The following is a 19,919-nucleotide window of genomic DNA, read 5'->3' on the forward strand; positions in this document are numbered from 1 at the left end:
CTGCTGTGACATCAGCCGAACAGCGCTGCGGCGCTCTCCCTTCTCCCCTTGTGGGGAGAAGGTGGCCGCGAAGCGGCCGGATGAGGGGTGTTCCAGCTTGGCACCGCCGCACTCCGTCCAGCACCCCTCAACCGTCTTGGCGCTGCGCGCCAATCCACCTTCTCCCACAAGGGGAGAAGGAAAGAACCTATCCGACAAACGCCCGCTCGACGACGAAGCTCGCCGGATGGTGCAGCGAGCCTTCCTCGAAGCCAAGGCTTTCGGCCAGTTCCTTGACATCCCTGAGCATGTGCATCGAGCCGCAGATCATGATGCGGTCGGTCTCCGGATCGAGCTTGTCGATGCCGAGATCGGCGTAGAATTGTCCCGAGCCGATCAGCGCGGTGATGCGGCCCATGCGCTCGGAGGTTTCGCGCGTCGTCGAATTGTAGAGCGTGACGCGGCCGCCGGTCAGCTCGCCGATCAGCGGGTCGTTCTCCAGCTCTGCAACCAGCTCCTGGCCGTAGGTCAGTTCGGCATTGTCGCGGCAGGTGTGGGTCAGCACGACCTGCTCGAATTTCTCAAAAGTGTCGGGGTCGCGCAGCAGGCTGGCGAAGGGCGCGATGCCGGTGCCGGTCGAGATCATGAACAGGCGCTTGGCCGGGGTCAACGCGTCGACCACCAGCGTGCCGGTCGATTTTTGCCGCATGATGACGGTGTCGCCGATCTCGATTTTTTGCAGCTCAGACGTCAGCGGGCCGTCCGGCACCTTGATCGAAAAAAATTCCAGCTCGTCGTCCCAGGCGGGGCTGGCGATCGAATAGGCGCGGAACACCGGCTTTTCGGCATTGGGCAGGCCGATCATGACGAACTCGCCGGAGCGGAAGCGCAGCGACTGCGGCCGGGTGATGCGGAACGAAAACAGCCGGTCGGTATAGTGCTTCACCGAGACGACGGTTTCGGCATAGACATTGGCCGGAATCGGGAACTGCAGCGGCCGGGCGCCGGCGGTGTTGAGCGCGGATGTGGTGTTCATCAAACCTAACCTTCTGGCCTAACCTTCTGGCCAACCCGAGGGCGCTGACGCCAAACTTTCTCCTGCGCGCCCGAACCGATCAGGTTCCGGCGTGCCGTTTGCACACTGCCAAGCGGTAAGCTCTTGTGTCCGGAATTTATTAGTATACAAATGATATTTGCGTCAAGACGCCAGGCTGAAACACCTTTCCAAACTGAGACATATCTGTAGTCCTGACATTTCGGGTTTCGACAATGGAAGAGAATTTTTCGGCGCAGACGCTGGATTCCTCGGGCAGCGTCGTCGCCGGCATCGATGTCGGCGGAACCTTTACCGACCTGCTTCTGATCGACGGCCGTCACGGTGGCAAGGTGCATATCGCCAAGACCCCGACCACCATCGACAACCAGGCCTTCGGCGTCGTTTCCGCGCTCGACGCCACCGGTTTTCCCATCCGCGGCATCGACCTCATCGTGCACGGCACGACCACCACCACCAACGCAGTCCTCGAACGCCGGCTGGCCAGAACCGGCATGATCACCACGCGCGGCTTTCGCGACGTCATCGAGCTTGGCCGGCGGACGCGGCCGCAGCCCTATGGCATGACCGGCAGCTTCGTCCCGATCATTCCGCGCAACCTGCGGCTCGAAGTGTCGGAGCGCGTCGAAGCCTCGGGCGCGGTGCGCATTCCGCTCGACGAAGCCGAGATGCGCGCGGCGGTTTCACAATTGATCGCGGCCGGCTGCGAATCCCTCGTCGTCCATTTCCTGCATTCCTACGCCAATCCGGCGCATGAGCGGCGCGCCGCCGCGATCGCCGCCGCGCTTTGGCCGAACAGCTACATCACGACAGGCCATGCGCTGCTGTCGGAAGCGCGCGAATTCGAGCGGGGCGTCACCGCCTCGGTCAACGCCTCGGTGCAGCCGATCCTCGAACGCTATGTCGAGCGGCTGCGCAAGGAATTGGGGTCGAAAGGCTACGCCCGCGACTTCCTGATCATGAACGGCAATGGCGGCATGATCTCGGCCCGCTTTGTCACCCGTGAATCGGCCAAGACCGTGATGTCCGGCCCGGCCTCCGGCGTCATCGCCGCCGCCTATACGGGAAAACGCGCCGGCTTCGAAAACCTGGTCACCTACGACATGGGCGGCACCTCGACCGACGTGGCGCTGATCCGCAATGCCGAACCGGCGGTGTCGAACGAAATCGAGATCGAATATGCAATGCCGATCCACGTGCCGATGGTGGCGGTGCACACGGTCGGCGCCGGCGGCGGCTCGATCGCTCGCGTCGATGCGGCCGGCCTGATCCAGATCGGCCCGGAAAGCGCCGGCGCCAATCCCGGCCCGATCTGCTACGGGCGCGGCGGCGTTGAACCGACCATCACCGATGCCAATCTGGTGCTCGGCCGGCTGGCGCCGAAAAAGCTGCTTGCCGTCGAAAATCCGGTCACATCAGAGCACGTCACCGGCATTTTTGAAGACAGGATCGGCCGCCCCACCGGCCTGTCCGGCGTCGAGGCGGCGGGCGCGGTGCTGCGGCTCGGCAACATCAAGATGGCCGGCGCCATCCGCATGGTTTCGGTGTCGCGCGGCCACGACCCGCGCGATTTCGCGCTGTTCGCTTTTGGCGGCGCCGGGCCGCTGCATGCGACAGCACTGGCGCGCGAGCTCGGCCTGCCCAAAGTGCTGGTGCCGGCGCGGCCGGGCATCACCAATGCGCTCGGCTGCGTCGTCGCCGATCTCAGGCACGATTTCGTCAACACCGTCAACCAGCCGGTGGCCAGCCTCGACGAAGCCCAGCTTCACGCGATATTGGAACGGCACCGAAACGAAGGTGAAGAGCTGATCGGCAAGGAGGCGATAAAGCCGGAGACGATCCGCGTCACCCATTCCGCCGACATGCAGTTCGTCGGCCAGACCCACATCATCAACGTGCCGCTGCCGTCGTCCGCGGTGACGCGCGCGGTCCTGCAGCAACTGTTCGAAAAGGCCTATTTCGCCCGCTTCAAGGTCGAGCTGCCGGAAATCCGCGCCAATCTGGTCAACCTCAACACTTCGGTCACCGGCGTGCGGCCGGCGATCGATCTTTCGCGGCTGATCGACCCGGCAGGGCGCGCCAAAACGCTCGACGAGGCGCGCCGCGAAATCCGGCCGGTCTGGTATGGTGGACGCTGGCACGACACGCCGGTTTATGTCAGGGAAAAGCTGCCGCTCGACGCCGTCATCGCAGGGCCGGCGATCCTCGAACAGATGGACGCCACCACCGTACTCGAGCCCGGCGACCGGGCGCGCTCGGACGCCGACGGCAACATCATCATCGACATCGGCATTGAGGCCTGAGATGGAAAAGCTCGACGCCATTACGCTTTCGGTCATCCAGGCGGCGCTGCAGCAGGTCTGCGACGAGATGGACCTGACGTTTTCGCGCGCCGCCTTCTCGCCTGTCATCGCCGAGGCCAATGACCGCTCCGACGGCATCTATTCGGCCGTTGACGGATCGCTGATCGCGCAAGGCAGCCAGGGCCTGCCGGTGTTCGTCGGCGTCATGCAGTATTCGACCAAAACGGTGATTGAGATGATCGCCGACGGCCGCTGCCTGCCGCCCGAGCCCGGTGACATCTACATCGTCAACGACCCCTATCTCGGCGGCACCCATCTGATGGATGTGCGCTTCGCCATGCCGGTCTACAGAGACGGAAAAATTTTCTGCTGGCTGTCGAACACCGGCCACTGGCCCGACATCGGCGGCTCGGTGCCGGGCGGCTTTTCCGCCTCGGCAACGGCGGTCGAGCAGGAAGGCTTGCGGCTGCCGCCGGTGAAACTGTTCAAGCAGGGCGTGCTCGACCGCGAGATCTACGCCATCATCTGCTCGAACATCAGGGTTGCCGACCAGCGCATCGGCGACATCCGCGCGCAGGCGGCGGCACTGCTGATCGGCCAAGACCGGCTCAACGGAATCATAGATCGTTACGGCAACGAAACAGTCGTCGAGGCGATCGCCGAGCTGCGCCGACGCGCCGCCGAACAGATGCGCGCCAACATAGCGGCCATTCCCGACGGCATTTATCGCTCAAAAGCCTTCGTCGATTCCGACGGGGTGGTCAACGAGCCGCTGACCATCGCGCTGGCGGTCGAAAAACACGGCGACACGCTCAGCTTCGATTTTTCAGGCTCGTCAAAGCCCTGCGCCGGGCCGATGAACAGCGTGCTGGCGACGACCTTGTCCTCGGTCTATCTCGCCATGCGCCATATTTTCCCCGATGTGCCGATCAGCGCCGGCGCCTTCGAGCCGCTGATCGTCAAGCGGCCGGAAGGCACTTTCCTCGACGCCAGATACCCGCGCCCGGTGTCCGGCTGCGCGGCCGAGGTTTCGCAGCGCATCGCTGAGGCGGTGTTCGCGGCGATGGTGCAGGCGCTGCCGGACAAGGTGACGGCGGCTCCCGCCGGCTCCAGCGGCAATTTCGCGCTCGGCGGCAACGATCCGGCCCGCGGCCGCGATTATGTCATGTACCAGATTTCTGGCGGCGGCTATGGCGGCAATGCCGGACACGATGGCCTGAGCAATGGCTGCTCGACCATCGGCATTTCCAAATCGCCGCCGGTCGAGATCATGGAGCAGGCGTTTCCGGTGCTCTATCGCCACTATGCCCTGCGCGAGGGCTCGGGCGGCGCCGGCAGGCATCGCGGCGGTTTCGGCCTCGCCTATGAGGTCGAGATCCTGCGCGGCGACGCCCGCGCCTCCTTCGTCATGGACCATGGCCGTTTCGGCCCGCAAGGCGTGCTCGGCGGCAGGGACGGCGCGGTCAACACGGTGACCGTTTTTCGCGACGGCAAAGAACATGTGCCGCCGCACCTCTCCAAGGAGCAGGACATCGCGCTAAAAACCGGCGACCGCGTGCGCGTCGGCACGCCGGGCGGCGGCGGCTATGGCGATCCCCTAGCGCGCGACCCGCAACTGGTGCTGCGGGATGTCAGGCTGGGGTATTATACGCCCGAACAGGCCAGCGAGAAATTTGGCGTCGCTCTGTCCGCAGACGGGTCGGCGATCGACCTGGCCGCCACCGAGCGGGCACGAGCAGCCGGCTGACCGCCGAAGCTCCCCTGCCGCGCCGTGATCGCCGCAGCGCATGTCGTTTCCGTCTCCGCCGCGCCCACAAAACCCCGTAGACTTCTCCCATCAACGGAGATCTGGATCATGCGCCTTTTCGGTCGTTTCTTGGCTGCCGCTTCCGTCGCCATGGCGCTCGCCACCGGCGCTGCCTCCGCCCAGGACAAGAAACTCAGGCTTGGCACCGAAGGCGCCTATCCTCCCTTCAACTATGCCAATGCCGACGGCACGCTGGGCGGCTTCGACATCGATCTCGGCAAGGCGCTGTGCGCCGAGATGAAGACCGAGTGCGAGTTCGTCGTGCAGGATTTCGACGGCTCGATCCCGGCGCTGCAGGCCGGCAAGTTCGACGCCATCATCAACATCACCATCACGCCGGAACGCGCCGAGAAGGTCGACTTCACCCACAAATACTACCAGACGCCGCCGGCCATCGCGGTACCGAAGGATTCGACCGTCACCGGCACCTCGCCCGAGGACCTGAAAGGCAAGGCGCTTGGCGTGCAGAGCGCGACGATCCATCAGAATTTCGCCGAGCAGAAATACGCAGGCTCGACCATAAAGCCCTATCCGACCGGCGACGACGCCCGCACCGACATGGTCAACGGCCGCCTCGACGCGGTGATGGACGGCTCGATCCTGCTGACCGAATGGCTGGAGAAGCCCGAGGGCGCCTGCTGCAAGCTGCTCGGCACCCTGGCCCCCGACCCGGCCATCCACGGCCCAGGCGTCGGCATCGCGCTGCAGAAGGGCAACAAGGAACTGGCCCAAAAACTCGACGCGGCGATCGACGCGCTGCGCGCCAACGGCAAATACAAGGAAATCAACGACAAGTACTTTGCCTTCGACGTCTACGGCGAGTAGGCGGAGGCAATCGGCAACGGTGCAGGAATAAGCCTCTTCTCCCCGTCACTATACGGGGAGAAGGTGCCGGCAGGCGGATGAGGGGCAGCGCCGACATCAACAATTGGTGAAGTATGCCCGAACGGCGCTCCCCCTTCTACAGCACCATCGTCGGGCCGGCCCTCACTTTCCCGCTTGACTGACCCGCCGTACCGAATACGCTAATGGAGAAAATACCGGCTCCGACCGCCGGGCGGCAAAAATGCCTCGTATGCCTCGCCTTCCGCGGCGGCGGCTGCGGGGCATTGTTATTTTGGGGATTTGCTTGGGACGGCGTATTGAAATCGGCATCCTTTACTCGCGGTCGGGCAACTACCGCCTGCTGTCCGAATCCTGCCGTTCCGGTGCGATGACGGCCATCGCCGATGTCAATGCCGATCCCGCCATCCCGATCGAATTCGTTCCGGTCGAACGCGACCCTCAGGGCAACATCGATGGCTACGCGACGGGATGCGCCGACATTCTCGCCAACAGCGGCGCGCGCCACATCATTGGCTGCATCACGTCATGGAGCCGGAAGGAGGTCATCCCGATCCTCGAGCGCGCCGGCGGCACGCTCTGGTACGCCTGCCCCTATGAGGGCTTCGAAGCGAACGAGCATGTTGTCTACATGCATGCTTGCCCAAACCAGCATCTCGTCCCGCTGCTGGCCCATGTCGTGCCGCGCTTCGGCGCCAACGGTTTCCTGCTCGGCTCGAACTACATCTGGGGCTGGGAGACCAATCGTGTCGCGCGCGACCTGATCGCCGACGCCGGCGGCAAGGTTTTGGGCGAGCGCTATCTGCCGCTCGGCGAGGTCGATGTCTCCAGGCTAATCGCCGAGATCCAGGCGACCCGGCCGGATTTCATCTTGAACAACCTGATCGGCTCCTCGTCCTATGCCTTCATCGCGGCCTATGCCGAGCTCGCCGAACGCGACCCGCATTTCAGGCCGGAGCGCTGCCCGATCCTGTCCTGCAATCTCACCGAATGCGAGTTGCCGGCGCTCAACGGGGCGGGCAATGGCCACCTTTCCGTCGGGCCGTACTTTCACGACATCTCGGCAGCGGATCGCCAGGGCGATTCGGCGCCCTCCATCATGCCTGCCTCGTCCTTCGAGGCGGCCGCCTATGCCTCGGTGCGGACGCTCGCCGAAATCCTCGCCCGCAATCCCGGCGCACAATGGCCGGACCTTTCCCGGGCCTTTGCCGGAACCTCGTTTCGAACCCCGCTCGGCGACATCTCCATCGATCCGCAAACCCAGCACGCCACCTTGCCGGTGCAGATCGGGCGCATCGAGGGCACCGCGTTCAAGACCGTCACGCTGACCAAGAGTGTCGCGCCCGATCCCTATCTGTCCCGCTATGATCGGACCGAGACATTCGGCCGCCCACGCCTGAGGGTGGTCTCGTGAGCAAGGTCCCGCGCATCCCGAACCTCGGCGGCGCCAGGGCCTTTGTCCTGCATCGTCCGCATCCGACGGTGCAGGCGATCACGCGGCAATTGTCGGCCATCGGCCTCGAGACGGTCGGGTGCTGGCCGGAACTGCCGGCCGAGGCGCTGGCGGCGGACTTCGTTTTCTTCGATGCCGATCTCGGCTTCGACGAACAATTCCCGTGGACGCCGGGTGAGGCGCCGATGCCGCTGGTGGCGCTGATCGGCTCCGAAGCGCCAGGCCGCATCGAGTGGGCGCTGTCGCACAAGGCCGACGCCCAGTTGCTGAAGCCGGTCGGCAATGCCGGCGTCTACAGCGCCCTTTTGATCGCGCGGCAGAGTTTCGAGGCGCGCAAGCTTTTGGCAAGCGAGATATCGTCGCTTCGCCAGCGCGTCGCGGAGCGCCAGACCATCGTGCGCGCGGTGGAGGCGTTGTCGAAAGGTGCCGAGGACGGCCGCGCCTATGCGCAGCTGCGGTCGCTGGCGATGAGCTGGCAGATCAGCGTCGAGGAGGCCGCGCGCCGGATCGTGGCGATGACGGAAGAAGAAGGCGGCGATGACCAGTCCCATCGCGCCTGACCTTCCGGCAACCGGGCGCATGCCAGCCAGGCCGCGCGCCGGCGTCTGGCGGCGCTTGGTCAAGCGTCCCCTGGCGTTGATCGGCCTGGTGATCGTTGCCGTCGTCGTGGCCGGCGCCATCCTGGCGCCGTGGCTGACCGGCTACGATCCGAACGAGCAGATGTTCGACGGGCTGACGCTTGAAGGCGCGCCCTTGCCGCCGAATGCCAGCTTCTGGCTGGGCACGGATCTGCTCGGTCGCGATCTGCTGACCCGCATCCTTTTCGGCGCGCGCACTTCGCTGATCATCGGCATCGTCGCCAACGGCGTGGCGCTTTTGATCGGTACGCTGGTCGGCGTCACCGCGGGTTATTTCCGCGGCTGGATCGGCGGCGCGCTTATGCGCTTCACCGATCTGATGATGGCCTTTCCGGCGCTGCTGCTCGCCATCTGCCTGGCGGCGGTGCTCCAGCCGAGCCTTTGGATCGTCGCCATGGTGATCGCACTGGTGAACTGGGTGCAGACCGCGCGGGTTATCTACACCGAGACCAGCTCGCTCGCCGAGCGCGAGTTCATCGACGCCGAGCGTACGATCGGGGCCAGCGCGCCACGTATCCTGTTCCGCCATATCCTGCCGCATCTGCTGCCGACGATCATCGTCTGGGGCACGCTCGGCATCTCGACCACGGTGCTGCTCGAAGCAACGCTCAGCTATCTCGGCATCGGCGTGCAGCCGCCGACCGCATCCTGGGGCAACATCATTTTCGAGAACCAGACATATTTTCAGGCAGCGCCCTGGCTGGTCTTCTTTCCTGGTGCGGCGATCCTGGCGCTGGCGCTGGCCTTCAACCTCATCGGTGATGCGCTGCGCGATATCCTCGATCCGACGCAAAGGGGCCGGGCATGATCGCCTATCTCGGCCGCCGCGTTATCCAGTCCGTGCTCATCCTGCTCGGCGTCTCATTGATCACCTTTGCACTGCTCTACCTGCTGCCCGCCGACCCCGTCCGCCAGATCGCCGGCCGCAGTGCCACGCCCGAAACGGTCGAGAACATCCGCCGGCAGCTCGGCCTCGATCAACCCTTCTTCATCCAGTACTGGCACTATCTGATCAGCCTGCTCAGCGGCGATCTCGGCCGCTCCTACATCCAGCGTTCAGAGGTCACGGAGCTCATCGTCTCGCGGCTGCCGGCAAGCCTGCTGCTGATGGTCGGCGCCATCCTTTGCGAGCTGGCGATCGGCCTGACGATGGGCCTTGTTGCCGCCGTCAGGCGCGGCACCGCCACCGACCAGACGCTGATGGTCGCGTCCTTTGTCGGCGTCTCGGCGCCGCAGTTCGTCGTCGGCCTGCTGCTCCTTTACGTATTCGCCGTGCAGCTCGGCTGGTTTCCGATCGGCGGCTACGGCACCTGGCGCCATCTGGTGCTGCCGTCCCTGACCATGGGAATACTCGGCGCCGGCTGGTACGCCCGCATGATGCGCTCATCGATGATCGACGTGCTGCGCCAGGATTATATGCGGACCGCCCGCGCCAAAGGCCTTGCGCGCGGCGCCATCATCTTCCGCCATGCACTGCCCAACGCCATCCTGCCGGTCATCGCCATGATCGGCATCGACATCGGCATCTTTATGGGCGGCATCGTGGTGGTCGAAAGCGTGTTCGGCTGGCCCGGCATCGGCCAGCTTGCCTGGCAGGCCATCCAGCGCGTCGACATTCCGATCATCATGGGCGTCACCCTGGTTTCGGCCTTCGCCATCGTGCTTGGCAATCTCCTGGCCGACACCGTCGCACCGTTCATCGACCCGCGAATCAAGCTCAGATGAAAACCAAAAAAAGACCGGTAACAACCAGAGAAAGGGAACATGAGATGAAGAAATTCTTGACCTCCACCGTTGCGGTATCGGCGCTCGCGCTGATGCTCGGCATGACAAGCGCCCGCGCCGAACACGCCGTCGATCCGAACGCCAAGCCGGGCGGCGCGATCACCATCACCTACAAGGACGACGTCGCCACGCTCGATCCGGCCATCGGCTATGACTGGCAGAACTGGTCGATGATCAAGAGCCTGTTCGACGGGCTGATGGACTACGAGCCGGGCACCACCAATCTGCGGCCCGACCTCGCCGAGAGCTACGAGATTGCGCCCGACGGCAAGACCTTCACCTTCAAGCTGCGCCAAGGGGTGAAGTTCCACAATGGCCGCGAGATGACTGCCGACGACGTGAAATATTCGCTCGATCGCGTCACCAATCCGAAGACGCAGAGCCCGGGCGCCGGCTTCTTTGGCTCGATCAAGGGCCATGAGGATGTAGCTGCAGGCAAGGCGGAAAGCCTGGCGGGCGTCACCGTCGTCGACCCCTACACCATCAAGTTCGAACTGACCCGGCCCGACGCCACCTTCCTGCATGTCATGGCCATCAACTTCTCGCATGTCGTGCCGAAAGAGGAGGTCGAGAAATACGGCGCGGATTTTGGCAAGCATCCGGTCGGCACCGGGGCTTTCAAGTTCGCCGAATGGACGCTCGGCCAGCGCGTCGTCTTCGAGCGCAACCCGGATTACTGGCACAAGGGCCTGCCGCATCTCGACAAGGTCACCTTCGAGATCGGGCAGGAGCCGATCGTCGCGCTGCTGCGGCTGCAGAAGGGCGAGATCGACGTGCTCGGCGACGTTATTCCGCCGGCCAAGTTCCAGGAGGTGATGGCCGATCCCGAGCAGAAGGCCCGTGTCGTCGAGGGCGGCCAGTTGCACACCGGCTACATCACCATGAACACCACCATGGCGCCTTTCGACAATGTGAAGGTGCGGCAAGCGGTCAACATGGCGATCAACAAGGACCGTATCGTCCAGCTGATCAACAACCGCGGGGTGCCGGCCAACCAGCCGCTGCCGCCGTCGATGCCCGGCTACGACAAGGAATTCAAGGGCTATGCCTATGACGTGGCCAAGGCCAAGGCTTTGCTTGCCGAGGCCGGTCATCCCGATGGTTTCGACACCCAGCTGTTCGCCATGAACACCGATCCCAACCCGCGCATTGCCCAGGCGATCCAGCAGGACCTGGCGGCAGTCGGCATCAAGGCCAGCATCCAGTCGCTGGCGCAGGCCAATGTCATCGCGGCCGGCGGCGACAAGGCCGGCGCGCCGATGATCTGGTCCGGCGGCATGGCCTGGATCGCCGATTTCCCCGATCCGTCGAATTTCTACGGGCCGATCCTCAGCTGCGCCGGCGCGGTTCCGGGCGGCTGGAACTGGTCGTGGTACTGCAACAAGGATCTCGACGCCAAGGCGGCGGAGGCTGACTCGATCGTCGATGCGGCCAAATCAGGCGAACGTGCCAGGATGTGGAGCGCGATCTACGGCAAGATCATGGAAGACGCGCCCTGGGTGCCGGTCTTCAACGAGCAGCGCTTCACCATGAAATCGCCCCGGATGGGCGGCGCCGACAATCTCTATGTCGACCCTGTCCATATCCCGATCAACTACGACAATGTGTATGTGACCGATGTGCAATAACTGCGACTACACCATCCACGGGCGCCATCACCATTTCGGCTGGGACAATTCCTTTGTCCCGACTGAGCGGGTGGCGCCCGGTTCGACGATCGAGTTTCAGTGCCTGGACTCGTCCGGAGGCCAGTTGACGCTGGACAGCACTGTGGACGACGTCGCTTTGCTCGACTTCGCCAAGGTGAATCCCGTCACCGGGCCCATCTATGTCGACGGGGCTGAGCCGGGCGACGCGCTGAAGATCACAATTGAGATGTTCAAGCCGTCCGGCTTCGGCTGGACGGCGAACATTCCGGGGTTCGGGCTGCTCGCCGACGATTTTCCGGAGCCGGCGCTGAACATTTGGACATACGACGCCGCCTCGCTCGAGCCGGCGCTGTTCGGCAAGCATGCGCGGGTGCCGCTAAAACCCTTTGCCGGCACCATCGGCAACGCGCCGGCTGAAATGGGTCTCCACTCGGTGGTGCCGCCAAGGCGCGTCGGTGGCAATCTCGACATCCGCGATCTCGCGGCGGGCACCACGCTCTATCTGCCGGTGGAGGTCGCCGGTGCGCTGTTTTCGGTCGGCGACACGCATGCCGCGCAGGGCGACGGCGAAGTGTGCGGCACGGCGATCGAAAGCCCGATGGATGTCGTGCTCAAGCTCGACCTGGTTAAAAATGCGCGGTTGAAGACACCGCGCTTCACCACGCCGGGTCCGGTGACGCGCCATCTCGACGCCAAGGGCTATGAGGTGACGACCGGCATCGGACCGGACCTGATGACGGGCGCCAGGGAAGCGGTCTCGCAGATGATCGACCTGCTTGCCGGCCGCTACGCAATGGACCCGGTCGATGCCTATATGCTGGTTTCGGTCTGCGGCGATCTCCGGATCAGCGAGATCGTCGACATGCCGAACTGGGTGGTGTCGTTCTACTTCCCGCGCTGCGTGTTTGAATGAACGCTGCGTTCCGTCACACCCCCCTCTGGTCTGCCGACCATCTCCCCCGCAAGGGGGGAGATCGGATGTCACGACGGATTTCGCCAATCTTCAACGGCGAAGAATGGCCGCGGGGGCGAAACTGCCAATCTCCCCCCTTGCGGGGGAGATGTCCGGCAGGACAGAGGGGGGTGCGCAGGAACACGACCTTCTCCCGGCCGCGCCCACAATGACCCTCGCCGACAACCCCATCCTCGATATCGCCAACCTCTCCGTCAGCGTGCGCGGCGAGGACGGCGAACGGGAAGTCGTGTCGGACCTGTCGCTGACGCTCAAGCGTGGCGAGACGCTTTGCATCGCCGGCGAATCCGGCTCCGGAAAATCGATGACGGCGCTGGCGATAATGCAGTTGCTGCCGCAGCCTGCCGCACGAATTTCCTCTGGCATGATCCAGCTTGGCGAAATCGACCTCGCGACACTCAACGAGCGTCGGATGCGCCGCATTCGCGGCGACCGCATCGCGATGATCTTCCAGGAGCCGATGACATCGCTCAATCCGGTGCTGTCGATCGGCCGGCAGCTGGTCGAGTCGATCGAGGCCCATACCGGCCTGTCGCGTGCCGAGGCCCGCCGGCGCGCCGTCGAGGCGCTGAAGGCCGTCCGCATCTCGGGAGCCGAAAGCCGGCTAAAACAGTTTCCGCACGAACTGTCCGGCGGCATGCGCCAGCGCGTGATGATCGCCATGGCGCTGGCGCTGAAACCGGATGTGCTGATCGCCGACGAGCCGACGACGGCGCTCGACGTCACCGTGCAAGGCGAGGTGCTGGAACTGCTGCGCGATCTGCAGCGCGAACACGGCACCAGCGTCATCCTCATCACCCACGACATGGGCGTGGTTGCCGAAATGGCCGATCGCGTCGTCATCATGCGGCACGGCCGCATGGTCGAGCAGGGAACAACAGCCGACATCTTTGCCCGCCCGCAAGCCGACTATACGCGTGAACTGCTCGCCGCCGTGCCGCGCATTGGTACCGGCGTCGGCCGCCAAAAATCCGCCGAACAAAAATCCGTCGAAGCGGAAATGCCCGGAAGCGTGGCGGTGGTCAACGATCTGCATGTCCATTTCGACCTGCGCGGTGGCTTCTTCGGCCAAGTGAACCGCCGTGTCCACGCCGTCGAAGGCGTCAGCTTTTCGATCGCGCCGCACGAGACGCTGGCGCTGGTCGGCGAATCCGGCTGCGGCAAGTCGACCACCGCCAAGGCGTTGGCCGGGCTTGTGCCCTACCACGGCGATATCGTCATCGGCGGGCGCAATCTCGCGGGCCTTGGCCGTGACCAGCGCAAGGCGGTTCGCCGCGATGTGCAGATGATTTTCCAAGATCCCTATGCCTCGCTTGACCCGCGCATGCGCGTCGGCGACCTCGTTGCCGAGCCGCTGTTGATCCATGGCATCGCTTGGAAGGAAGAGCGCAGCCAGCTTGTGGCGGCGCTGTTCGAACGCGTCGGCCTCTCGGCCGATCAGATGGAACTCTATCCGCACGAATTCTCGGGCGGCCAGCGTCAGCGCATCTGCATCGCGCGCGCTCTCGCGCTCAGGCCCAAACTCATCATCGCCGACGAAAGCGTTTCGGCGCTCGACGTGTCGGTCCAGGCCCGGGTGCTCGACCTGCTGAAGGAACTGCAGCGCGAATTCGGCATCGCCTATCTGTTCATCTCGCACGATATGGCGGTGGTCGAGAACATTTCCGATCGTGTCGCCGTCATGTATCTCGGCCAAATCGTCGAAATGGGCACCCGCGACCAGGTCTTTTCGAACCCGCGCCACCCCTACACCAAGCGCTTGATCGAAGCCGTGCCGGTGCCCGATCCGGCAAGACGCCGGCCGCGTTTCGCGCGTCTCGATCAGGAGATCCCGAGCCCGACCCGAAAAATCGGCGAAGAGCCGCCGAAACTGGCCCTGAGGGATCTTGGCAACGGTCATCTCGTTGCGGTTTCCTGACGTGCGCAACTGTCGGCATTCTTGCGACGCTCAGAGCCAGCGCCGCACCCGTTGCCTGTAGTCGCGATACGCATCGCCGAAACGCCGCTCGAGATAGGCCTCCTCGCGGGCGACGACGCCGTAGCGGATCAGGATCGCAAGCGGTAGCGTGAGGACGAGTATCCAGATATTCTGCGCGGCGACGCCGATGCCGCCATAGGTGAGGAACATGCCGATGTAGATCGGATTGCGCGTCCAGCCGTGGATGCCGGTCGTCACCAGCACACGCGTCGGCTCGATCGTCGGCACCGGCGTCTCCGCGCGCATGAAGTTGCGAATGCCCGCCGCGAAAAGCGCAAGACCGATCAAGATTAGCGAGCCGCCGATAATCCAGCTAACCAGCCCCGCAACCGGGAACGGCAAGCGCAGCAGGCGATCCAGCACGAACCCGATCAGCAGAGCGGCGAGAAAGAGCAGGGGCGGTCTCGCGATGACGCCTGCGGTTCCGCTGTCCGTTTGCCCAGCCTGGTCCATGTCCGCTCCCGCAGATGCTGAAGGCCATGAAGCCCATAGCCCCTAGAGATGACAATCAAGGTGTCATTCTAGAAGTTGACAACAGAGGTGTCAATCGCAGAAGTTGGCACAGACAGGAGGAACGGAAGCGATGGCGTCGGCACGACACCGGACTGACCGAACGACGGGGACGGACCCCATCGCTGACGGCAAGGCCGAGGCGATCACCGAGCTGATGCTCGAAGTGGCCCAGTGCTTCTTCAGGATACGGGCTCTCGGCCAGAAGGCAGGGCTCATCACCAGTTGGGGCGGCGGTGCGTTCGGCTTTATGCGCAGCCTGGCGCTGCTTGGTCCGCTCACCGTGCCGCAGATCGCCCAGATGCGGCCCACCAGCCGCCAGCGCATGCAGCGGCTGGCGGATGAGCTTGCGGCCGAGGGGCTCGTCGAATTCATCGACAATCCAAAACACCGGCGCTCGAAGCTTGTGCAGCTGACGCGCAAAGGCGCCGCGCGCTATGGCGAGCTGAACGCCCAGCTCTTGGCGATCGCATCGACCATGGGCCTCGCTCTCGACGAAGCCGATATCCGCAAGACCGCCGAGGTCGTGCGGCAGCTGAGCGACGATGTGAAACTGCGCTCGGAGCGGCTGGGCTGACGCAAAGGCAACGGCGGCGCTAATGGGGGGATCCCCCGATGCCGGAGCGATGAGCTTGCCTGCCGTTTTCCACGCCCGCCCGCCCTGCCGGCGAAAAATTGCCAACCGGAACCTCTGCGGAGCCGAGGCGTTCGAACCGCAGGAGCTGAGAGCTGCACCTGCAATTTGCAAAAGAGTACTGCAATGGCTCAGAAATCAAAGATAACGACAGGCACGAACGACCGGCCGCGCAACGAAACCAACGGCCAGTCCGGCGAAGGTCTGCCTGATGACAGCAGCACGTCGCTTGAAGTCGACGAGACTGCGGTCGCCCGGTTGAGAAAGCAACTGCAAGGCAAACCCGAGCATTTTGGCGAAGCCAATCCCGACGAGGTTCCGCCAGGCACTCCCGGCGCCGGCGAGCATTTCTGTCGCCGCTGCGCCGGGACAGGCATGATCGACGGCCGCACCTGCCCCGAATGCGGCGGAACCGGAAAGGTGACGACGCCGATAGGCGGCGGCTGAGAAGAACAAGGCAGCGATCCCATCTCGCGGCAAGCTCGATCACTGAAGCGCCAAGAAGTCTGGGCCGACGGCAATTGTGCGAATCAGATCGCCGGCACCCACTTCCAGAACACGCCCTCCATCCGTTCGGGATAGTGCTTGAACTCGCATTCGAAGCGCCATCCGTAAGTCTTGGCAGCCGCCAGCGCTGCCGGGCTGACCGGGTTCATGCCCGTTCCCGGCGCGAACCAGTCCTCCAGCAAGTCATCGGGTATGTAGGCGCCGATCCTCAAAGGCAACTTTTCTAGGACGACATCCATTTCGTCAGGTGCGGACAATGGGGTCTCCTTTCGAGAGCTATGCGAGAACAAGTCATTCGAGGCGGATTGGGTTCCAGGCATCGGTGAGGTGCAAGGCGGGCGTGATGGGCGACGTGTCGGAGATGCTGCCCGTCGATCCGTACATTCCAGGCTACCCGCCGCCGCCGGTGGAAAATTCTAAATGGGCTGTTGGCGCTGCTGGAGGAGTGAACTCGGGGACCAGGTCGCCCAGAGATTGAGGTTGAAACGTATAGAGCATCCGCGACGGAACAGCTCGTGCCTGATGCCGGCTGTTTGCAAGCATATCCCTAAGGACATTTCGGCGTCGGCTATGACGATGGGGAGATGCACCAGTCGTCCCTTGACTTATACGCCGTCGATCGATTCAACCTTCAACTCAGGCGCGTGTGCGTCCCTAAGTTCTCGAAGTGCTATGGCGAACCGCTGACATGAATATCCAAGCCACGAAAACCTTAAGTCTACGATCTGGGAAATCGCCAACCGCCTACGCGGTCCATATCGCCCGCCGCAATACCGCCTGGTCATGCTGCGCCGACTGGATTGCGTTCTGGAGCCGACTAAGGATGCTGTGCTCAAGGAACACGCCAAGCTGACCGCGCAGAACATGCCGGAAAACGCGGTGGAAAAACTCCTCAGCAAGGCGGCGGACCCCAAACGCAAGAAAACGAGGCTCTACAACACCAGCCCGTTCACCTTCCAGCGGTTGCTCGGCGATGCCGAGAATATCGCGCCGAACCTAGCCTCCTACCAATGGCTTTTCACCCACCGCCCGCGCCGGTCAGCTTCAGGAGGTCACGCCGGCCAAAGTCGACACTGGACTGCGCCGTGCTCTCGATTCCGATCTGCTTGTTCATGCCTGTCTCCTTTGATCGTCCTGAACTGTCGCAGGCCTGCCGGGCCATGCTCATTTCCTCGGCATGCGCGGCAGTGTTGCGAATGTCCAAATAGAATAGCGACGACGCCGGCGATCGATTAGGCGGCAAAATCCGCATGTCGTCATGAGGAGAGTTCATCAATCGCAGCTAGCGGAAGGCCCGTCTCGAAGGTGAACATGGCGGTCTATGGGACGCATCGTGGCGATTGCGCCGAATGATCCGACCTTCATCATCGGACGGGCGCTCATCGCTGTCGTCGGTGGCTTTTGGTTCATATCGGCCGCCACGGAGATGCGGCTCGTGCCTGGCAAGACCGAAGCCCGCAGTGCATATATGCTGGCTCAGGTCTGCCGCCCGAAAGACGCGTGCATGGGGTGCTTGGATCGCGCGCCAGAATCGGCGAAACTGGCGGAGAGGGAGCGATTCTCCGATCATCATGTCAAAAGCTCGGAAAACAAGGAGTTCGCGAGCGCTAGATGGAAGTCTTGTGCACCAGTTCTGTATGCAGATGTCCAGGCACGCTGCCCTCGTGGTCAGGGCAATTTCCGTTATCTTCCCCGATTTCAAACTGGGCAACTTCGGACCTCAGCCACCCCGCTAGCAATTCCGCAACAGCCTCCACCTGATCGCCCCTTCGCAATGCGCACTCCCAGACTGTCGCCACGCGCCAGTGGATCCCAATTAGTGCCGCGCGCGCCGCTTTGTCCCGCGCGACATTGGCAGCGAACTTGGACTGCCAGAACTCCGGTCTCGTCGCTGGGGTCGTGGTGTAGCGACATCCTTCATGACGGTGCCAGAAGCAGCCGTGCACGAAGATGGCAGCCCCAAACTTGGGAAAGAGGAGGTCCGGCCGACCCGGAAAGTGCCGCGAATGCAGCCGATACCTGAAACCACGAGCATGCAGCGCACGCCGCAGCACCGTTTCGGGCTTGGTGTCCTTTCCCCGGATTCCGGCCATCATCCGGGAGCGGGTTTCCTTGTTGACAATATCCGTCACAATCAGTCGCAGGCCTCCTGGCCTCCCCCACCTAGCTGATATACACGGTGCCAGGGGAATTCTTAAGGGGTCTGATTTGCCTTCAACTTTCGGCATCGTCGATCTATTTGCTGGTCCTGGCGGGTTGGGTGAAGGCTTTGCCTCCCTTGTCGAAGATGGACATGTGCCGTTCCGGATCGGCATCTCGGTCGAGAAGGAGGCATCGGCTCATCGCACTCTGATCTTGCGCGCCTTCCTCAGGGAACATCGGCGTCGGCACGGGGGCATGTTGGAGCAGTTTATCAACTTCCATGCTGGCCTGATTGCTGAGCCGGATTGGGGCTCGGTCGACGTCGAGGCATGGAGGCTGGCTGCAGAGGAGGCGCGCTGTCTGGAACTTGGCACTGACTCGGCCGCCGAGGCAATTGATGAGGCTGCGTCGAGGCTACGACGCGACTTTGATGACACGATCTTGATTGGCGGACCGCCGTGCCAGGCCTACTCACTGGTCGGCCGTGCGCGCGCGAAGGGCAAACTTGGCTATGTCCCCGAAAATGATACGCGTCACTATCTTTTCCGGGAATATATCCGTGTGCTCGACCGCCTGCGCCCGGCGGCATTCGTGATGGAGAACGTCAAGGGCATGCTCTCATCAACGGTCGAAAGCAGATTTGTTTTCGAGATGTTGATGGAGGATCTGTCGTCAATGGGCACGGGGCGAGGCGAACTTTATCAGTTGCGCGCGATCCGGGTCGAGGATGGCGTCGCAAATCTGCGTACGGCGCGGCAGCCCTCCGACTTTATCGTACGTGCGGAGGCTTTCGGTGTGCCTCAGCGGCGACATCGGGTGATCATCGTCGGTATTCGCTCTGATCTTGCCTATTTGGCATCTGGCGGGAGTATGCCCGTTGTGGATGCGCCGCGCTCGGTAGCCGATGTCATAGGCGCGCTTCCCGCGCTTCGGAGTGGCCTCAGTCGCGGAAATGACAGCGCGGAGCACTGGCAGGCCACGGTGACGTTCGCGGCGAAGCACCTTGTCGAAATTCACCACCATGGAAACAACAGCGAACTTCTCTTCAGGTTCCTGGATCTGGAGCGGCAACTGCGAACGCAACTGGCACCAGTGAGGTCGGCAGTCGCATTACCGGTCGGCTATGGCAATTCGAATGATGAGCTCGTCCGCTGGCTAGAACGCCCCGAGCTCCGCGCGATAGCCCAGCACGAAACCCGAGGCCACATGGTATCAGACCTTGCGCGCTACATGTTCGCGGCAGTCTTCGGCCAAGTTCATGGGGCCAGTCCGAAGGCAGACCAATTTCCGATCGCGCTCAGCCCCGATCATCGCAACTGGCACAGCGGCGTGTTTTCGGATCGGTTCCGCGTGCAGCTGGCACATGAGGCATCGACAACAGTGACCAGCCACATTTCGAAGGACGGTCACTACTTCATCCACCCCGATCCGGCTCAGTGCCGCAGCTTGACCGTACGGGAAGCGGCAAGGTTGCAGACTTTTCCTGACGACTACCTTTTTCTGGGAAACCGGACTCAGCAATACGTTCAGGTCGGAAACGCGGTGCCCCCATTTCTTGCAAGACAGATAGCAGCGCTGTTGTCGAAGACCCTCTCAAAAAAAGATACCAACAAATCCTGAGAATCTTGTAACTCTGCGACATTTCGCGTGAGAGTAGATCGAAA

17 protein-coding genes and 1 pseudogene are annotated in these 19,919 nt (G+C 63.2%); 14 read left to right on the forward strand and 4 right to left on the reverse strand.

Annotated elements, in window-relative coordinates; translation table 11 throughout:
* Positions 1 to 187 precede the first annotated feature (187 nt).
* Positions 188 to 1,015: a ferredoxin--NADP reductase gene (locus tag AC0L2Z_RS03755; RefSeq protein ID WP_128244738.1), complete on the reverse strand. Its 828-nt coding sequence runs from the start codon at positions 1,013 to 1,015 to the stop codon at positions 188 to 190.
* Positions 1,016 to 1,248: 233 nt separating this feature from the next.
* On the opposite strand from AC0L2Z_RS03755, the gene AC0L2Z_RS03760 reads away from it, so the two are divergent.
* From AC0L2Z_RS03760 to AC0L2Z_RS03805, 10 genes are all read left to right on the forward strand, one after another.
* Complete coding sequence (locus AC0L2Z_RS03760) at positions 1,249 to 3,336, forward strand: hydantoinase/oxoprolinase family protein (protein ID WP_473626751.1); 2,088 nt, start codon at positions 1,249 to 1,251, stop codon at positions 3,334 to 3,336.
* Between the two features lies 1 nt (position 3,337).
* Complete coding sequence (locus AC0L2Z_RS03765) at positions 3,338 to 5,083, forward strand: hydantoinase B/oxoprolinase family protein (RefSeq protein WP_473626753.1); 1,746 nt, start codon at positions 3,338 to 3,340, stop codon at positions 5,081 to 5,083.
* Positions 5,084 to 5,191: 108 nt separating this feature from the next.
* Positions 5,192 to 5,968 carry an ABC transporter substrate-binding protein gene (locus AC0L2Z_RS03770; protein ID WP_287120243.1) on the forward strand — a complete coding sequence of 259 codons (777 nt, stop codon included), beginning with the start codon at positions 5,192 to 5,194 and terminating at the stop codon, positions 5,966 to 5,968.
* Positions 5,969 to 6,272: 304 nt separating this feature from the next.
* Positions 6,273 to 7,400 (forward strand): transporter substrate-binding protein, encoded by a 1,128-nt coding sequence (locus AC0L2Z_RS03775; protein WP_473626755.1) that lies wholly within the window; start codon positions 6,273 to 6,275, stop codon positions 7,398 to 7,400.
* A complete protein-coding gene (locus AC0L2Z_RS03780) occupies positions 7,397 to 7,999 on the forward strand; it encodes an ANTAR domain-containing response regulator (protein ID WP_473626757.1) in 603 nt (200 codons plus the stop codon). Before AC0L2Z_RS03775 ends, AC0L2Z_RS03780 begins: the two co-directional genes overlap by 4 nt.
* On the forward strand, positions 7,977 to 8,885 hold the full coding sequence (locus AC0L2Z_RS03785) for an ABC transporter permease (RefSeq protein ID WP_374120329.1): 909 nt from the start codon (positions 7,977 to 7,979) through the stop codon (positions 8,883 to 8,885). Before AC0L2Z_RS03780 ends, AC0L2Z_RS03785 begins: the two co-directional genes overlap by 23 nt.
* Positions 8,882 to 9,802: an ABC transporter permease gene (locus AC0L2Z_RS03790; protein ID WP_287065098.1), complete on the forward strand. Its 921-nt coding sequence runs from the start codon at positions 8,882 to 8,884 to the stop codon at positions 9,800 to 9,802. Before AC0L2Z_RS03785 ends, AC0L2Z_RS03790 begins: the two co-directional genes overlap by 4 nt.
* 92 nt (positions 9,803 to 9,894) lie before the next feature.
* Positions 9,895 to 11,490, forward strand: coding sequence for an ABC transporter substrate-binding protein (locus tag AC0L2Z_RS03795; protein ID WP_473627054.1), 1,596 nt, complete (start codon positions 9,895 to 9,897; stop codon positions 11,488 to 11,490).
* Entirely contained in the window at positions 11,480 to 12,424 is a 945-nt protein-coding gene (locus AC0L2Z_RS03800) for an acetamidase/formamidase family protein (protein ID WP_473626759.1), read from the forward strand. The genes AC0L2Z_RS03795 and AC0L2Z_RS03800 overlap by 11 nt, the downstream gene beginning before the upstream one ends.
* Before the next feature lie 208 nt (positions 12,425 to 12,632).
* Positions 12,633 to 14,402: an ABC transporter ATP-binding protein gene (locus AC0L2Z_RS03805; protein WP_473626760.1), complete on the forward strand. Its 1,770-nt coding sequence runs from the start codon at positions 12,633 to 12,635 to the stop codon at positions 14,400 to 14,402.
* A gap of 30 nt (positions 14,403 to 14,432) precedes the next feature.
* On the opposite strand, the gene AC0L2Z_RS03810 is transcribed toward AC0L2Z_RS03805, so the two are convergent.
* Positions 14,433 to 14,915 carry a methyltransferase family protein gene (locus AC0L2Z_RS03810; RefSeq protein ID WP_473626762.1) on the reverse strand — a complete coding sequence of 161 codons (483 nt, stop codon included), beginning with the start codon at positions 14,913 to 14,915 and terminating at the stop codon, positions 14,433 to 14,435.
* Positions 14,916 to 15,045: 130 nt separating this feature from the next.
* Here AC0L2Z_RS03810 and AC0L2Z_RS03815 point away from each other — a divergent pair, with 130 nt between their 5' ends.
* Positions 15,046 to 15,549, forward strand: a complete 504-nt coding sequence (locus tag AC0L2Z_RS03815) for a MarR family winged helix-turn-helix transcriptional regulator (protein WP_473626763.1) — start codon at positions 15,046 to 15,048, stop codon at positions 15,547 to 15,549.
* A gap of 183 nt (positions 15,550 to 15,732) precedes the next feature.
* Positions 15,733 to 16,053: a hypothetical protein gene (locus AC0L2Z_RS03820; RefSeq protein ID WP_473626765.1), complete on the forward strand. Its 321-nt coding sequence runs from the start codon at positions 15,733 to 15,735 to the stop codon at positions 16,051 to 16,053.
* An 83-nt stretch (positions 16,054 to 16,136) separates the two neighbouring features.
* Here AC0L2Z_RS03820 and AC0L2Z_RS03825 read toward each other — a convergent pair whose 3' ends face one another.
* Positions 16,137 to 16,370, reverse strand: coding sequence for a hypothetical protein (locus tag AC0L2Z_RS03825; RefSeq protein WP_095484622.1), 234 nt, complete (start codon positions 16,368 to 16,370; stop codon positions 16,137 to 16,139).
* Positions 16,371 to 16,836: 466 nt separating this feature from the next.
* Between AC0L2Z_RS03825 and AC0L2Z_RS03830 the strand changes: the two are divergent.
* Positions 16,837 to 17,100, forward strand: a pseudogene (locus AC0L2Z_RS03830) (type I restriction-modification system subunit M N-terminal domain-containing protein); the annotation flags it as partial.
* 620 nt (positions 17,101 to 17,720) lie between these two features.
* On the opposite strand, the gene AC0L2Z_RS03835 reads toward AC0L2Z_RS03830, so the two are convergent.
* Positions 17,721 to 18,245 (reverse strand): very short patch repair endonuclease, encoded by a 525-nt coding sequence (locus AC0L2Z_RS03835; protein WP_473626767.1) that lies wholly within the window; start codon positions 18,243 to 18,245, stop codon positions 17,721 to 17,723.
* Between the two features lie 76 nt (positions 18,246 to 18,321).
* Here AC0L2Z_RS03835 and AC0L2Z_RS03840 point away from each other — a divergent pair, with 76 nt between their 5' ends.
* Complete coding sequence (locus tag AC0L2Z_RS03840; protein WP_473626768.1) at positions 18,322 to 19,875, forward strand: DNA cytosine methyltransferase; 1,554 nt, start codon at positions 18,322 to 18,324, stop codon at positions 19,873 to 19,875.
* Positions 19,876 to 19,919: the final 44 nt, after the last annotated feature.

The organism is Mesorhizobium sp. WSM4850, from assembly GCF_055811735.1.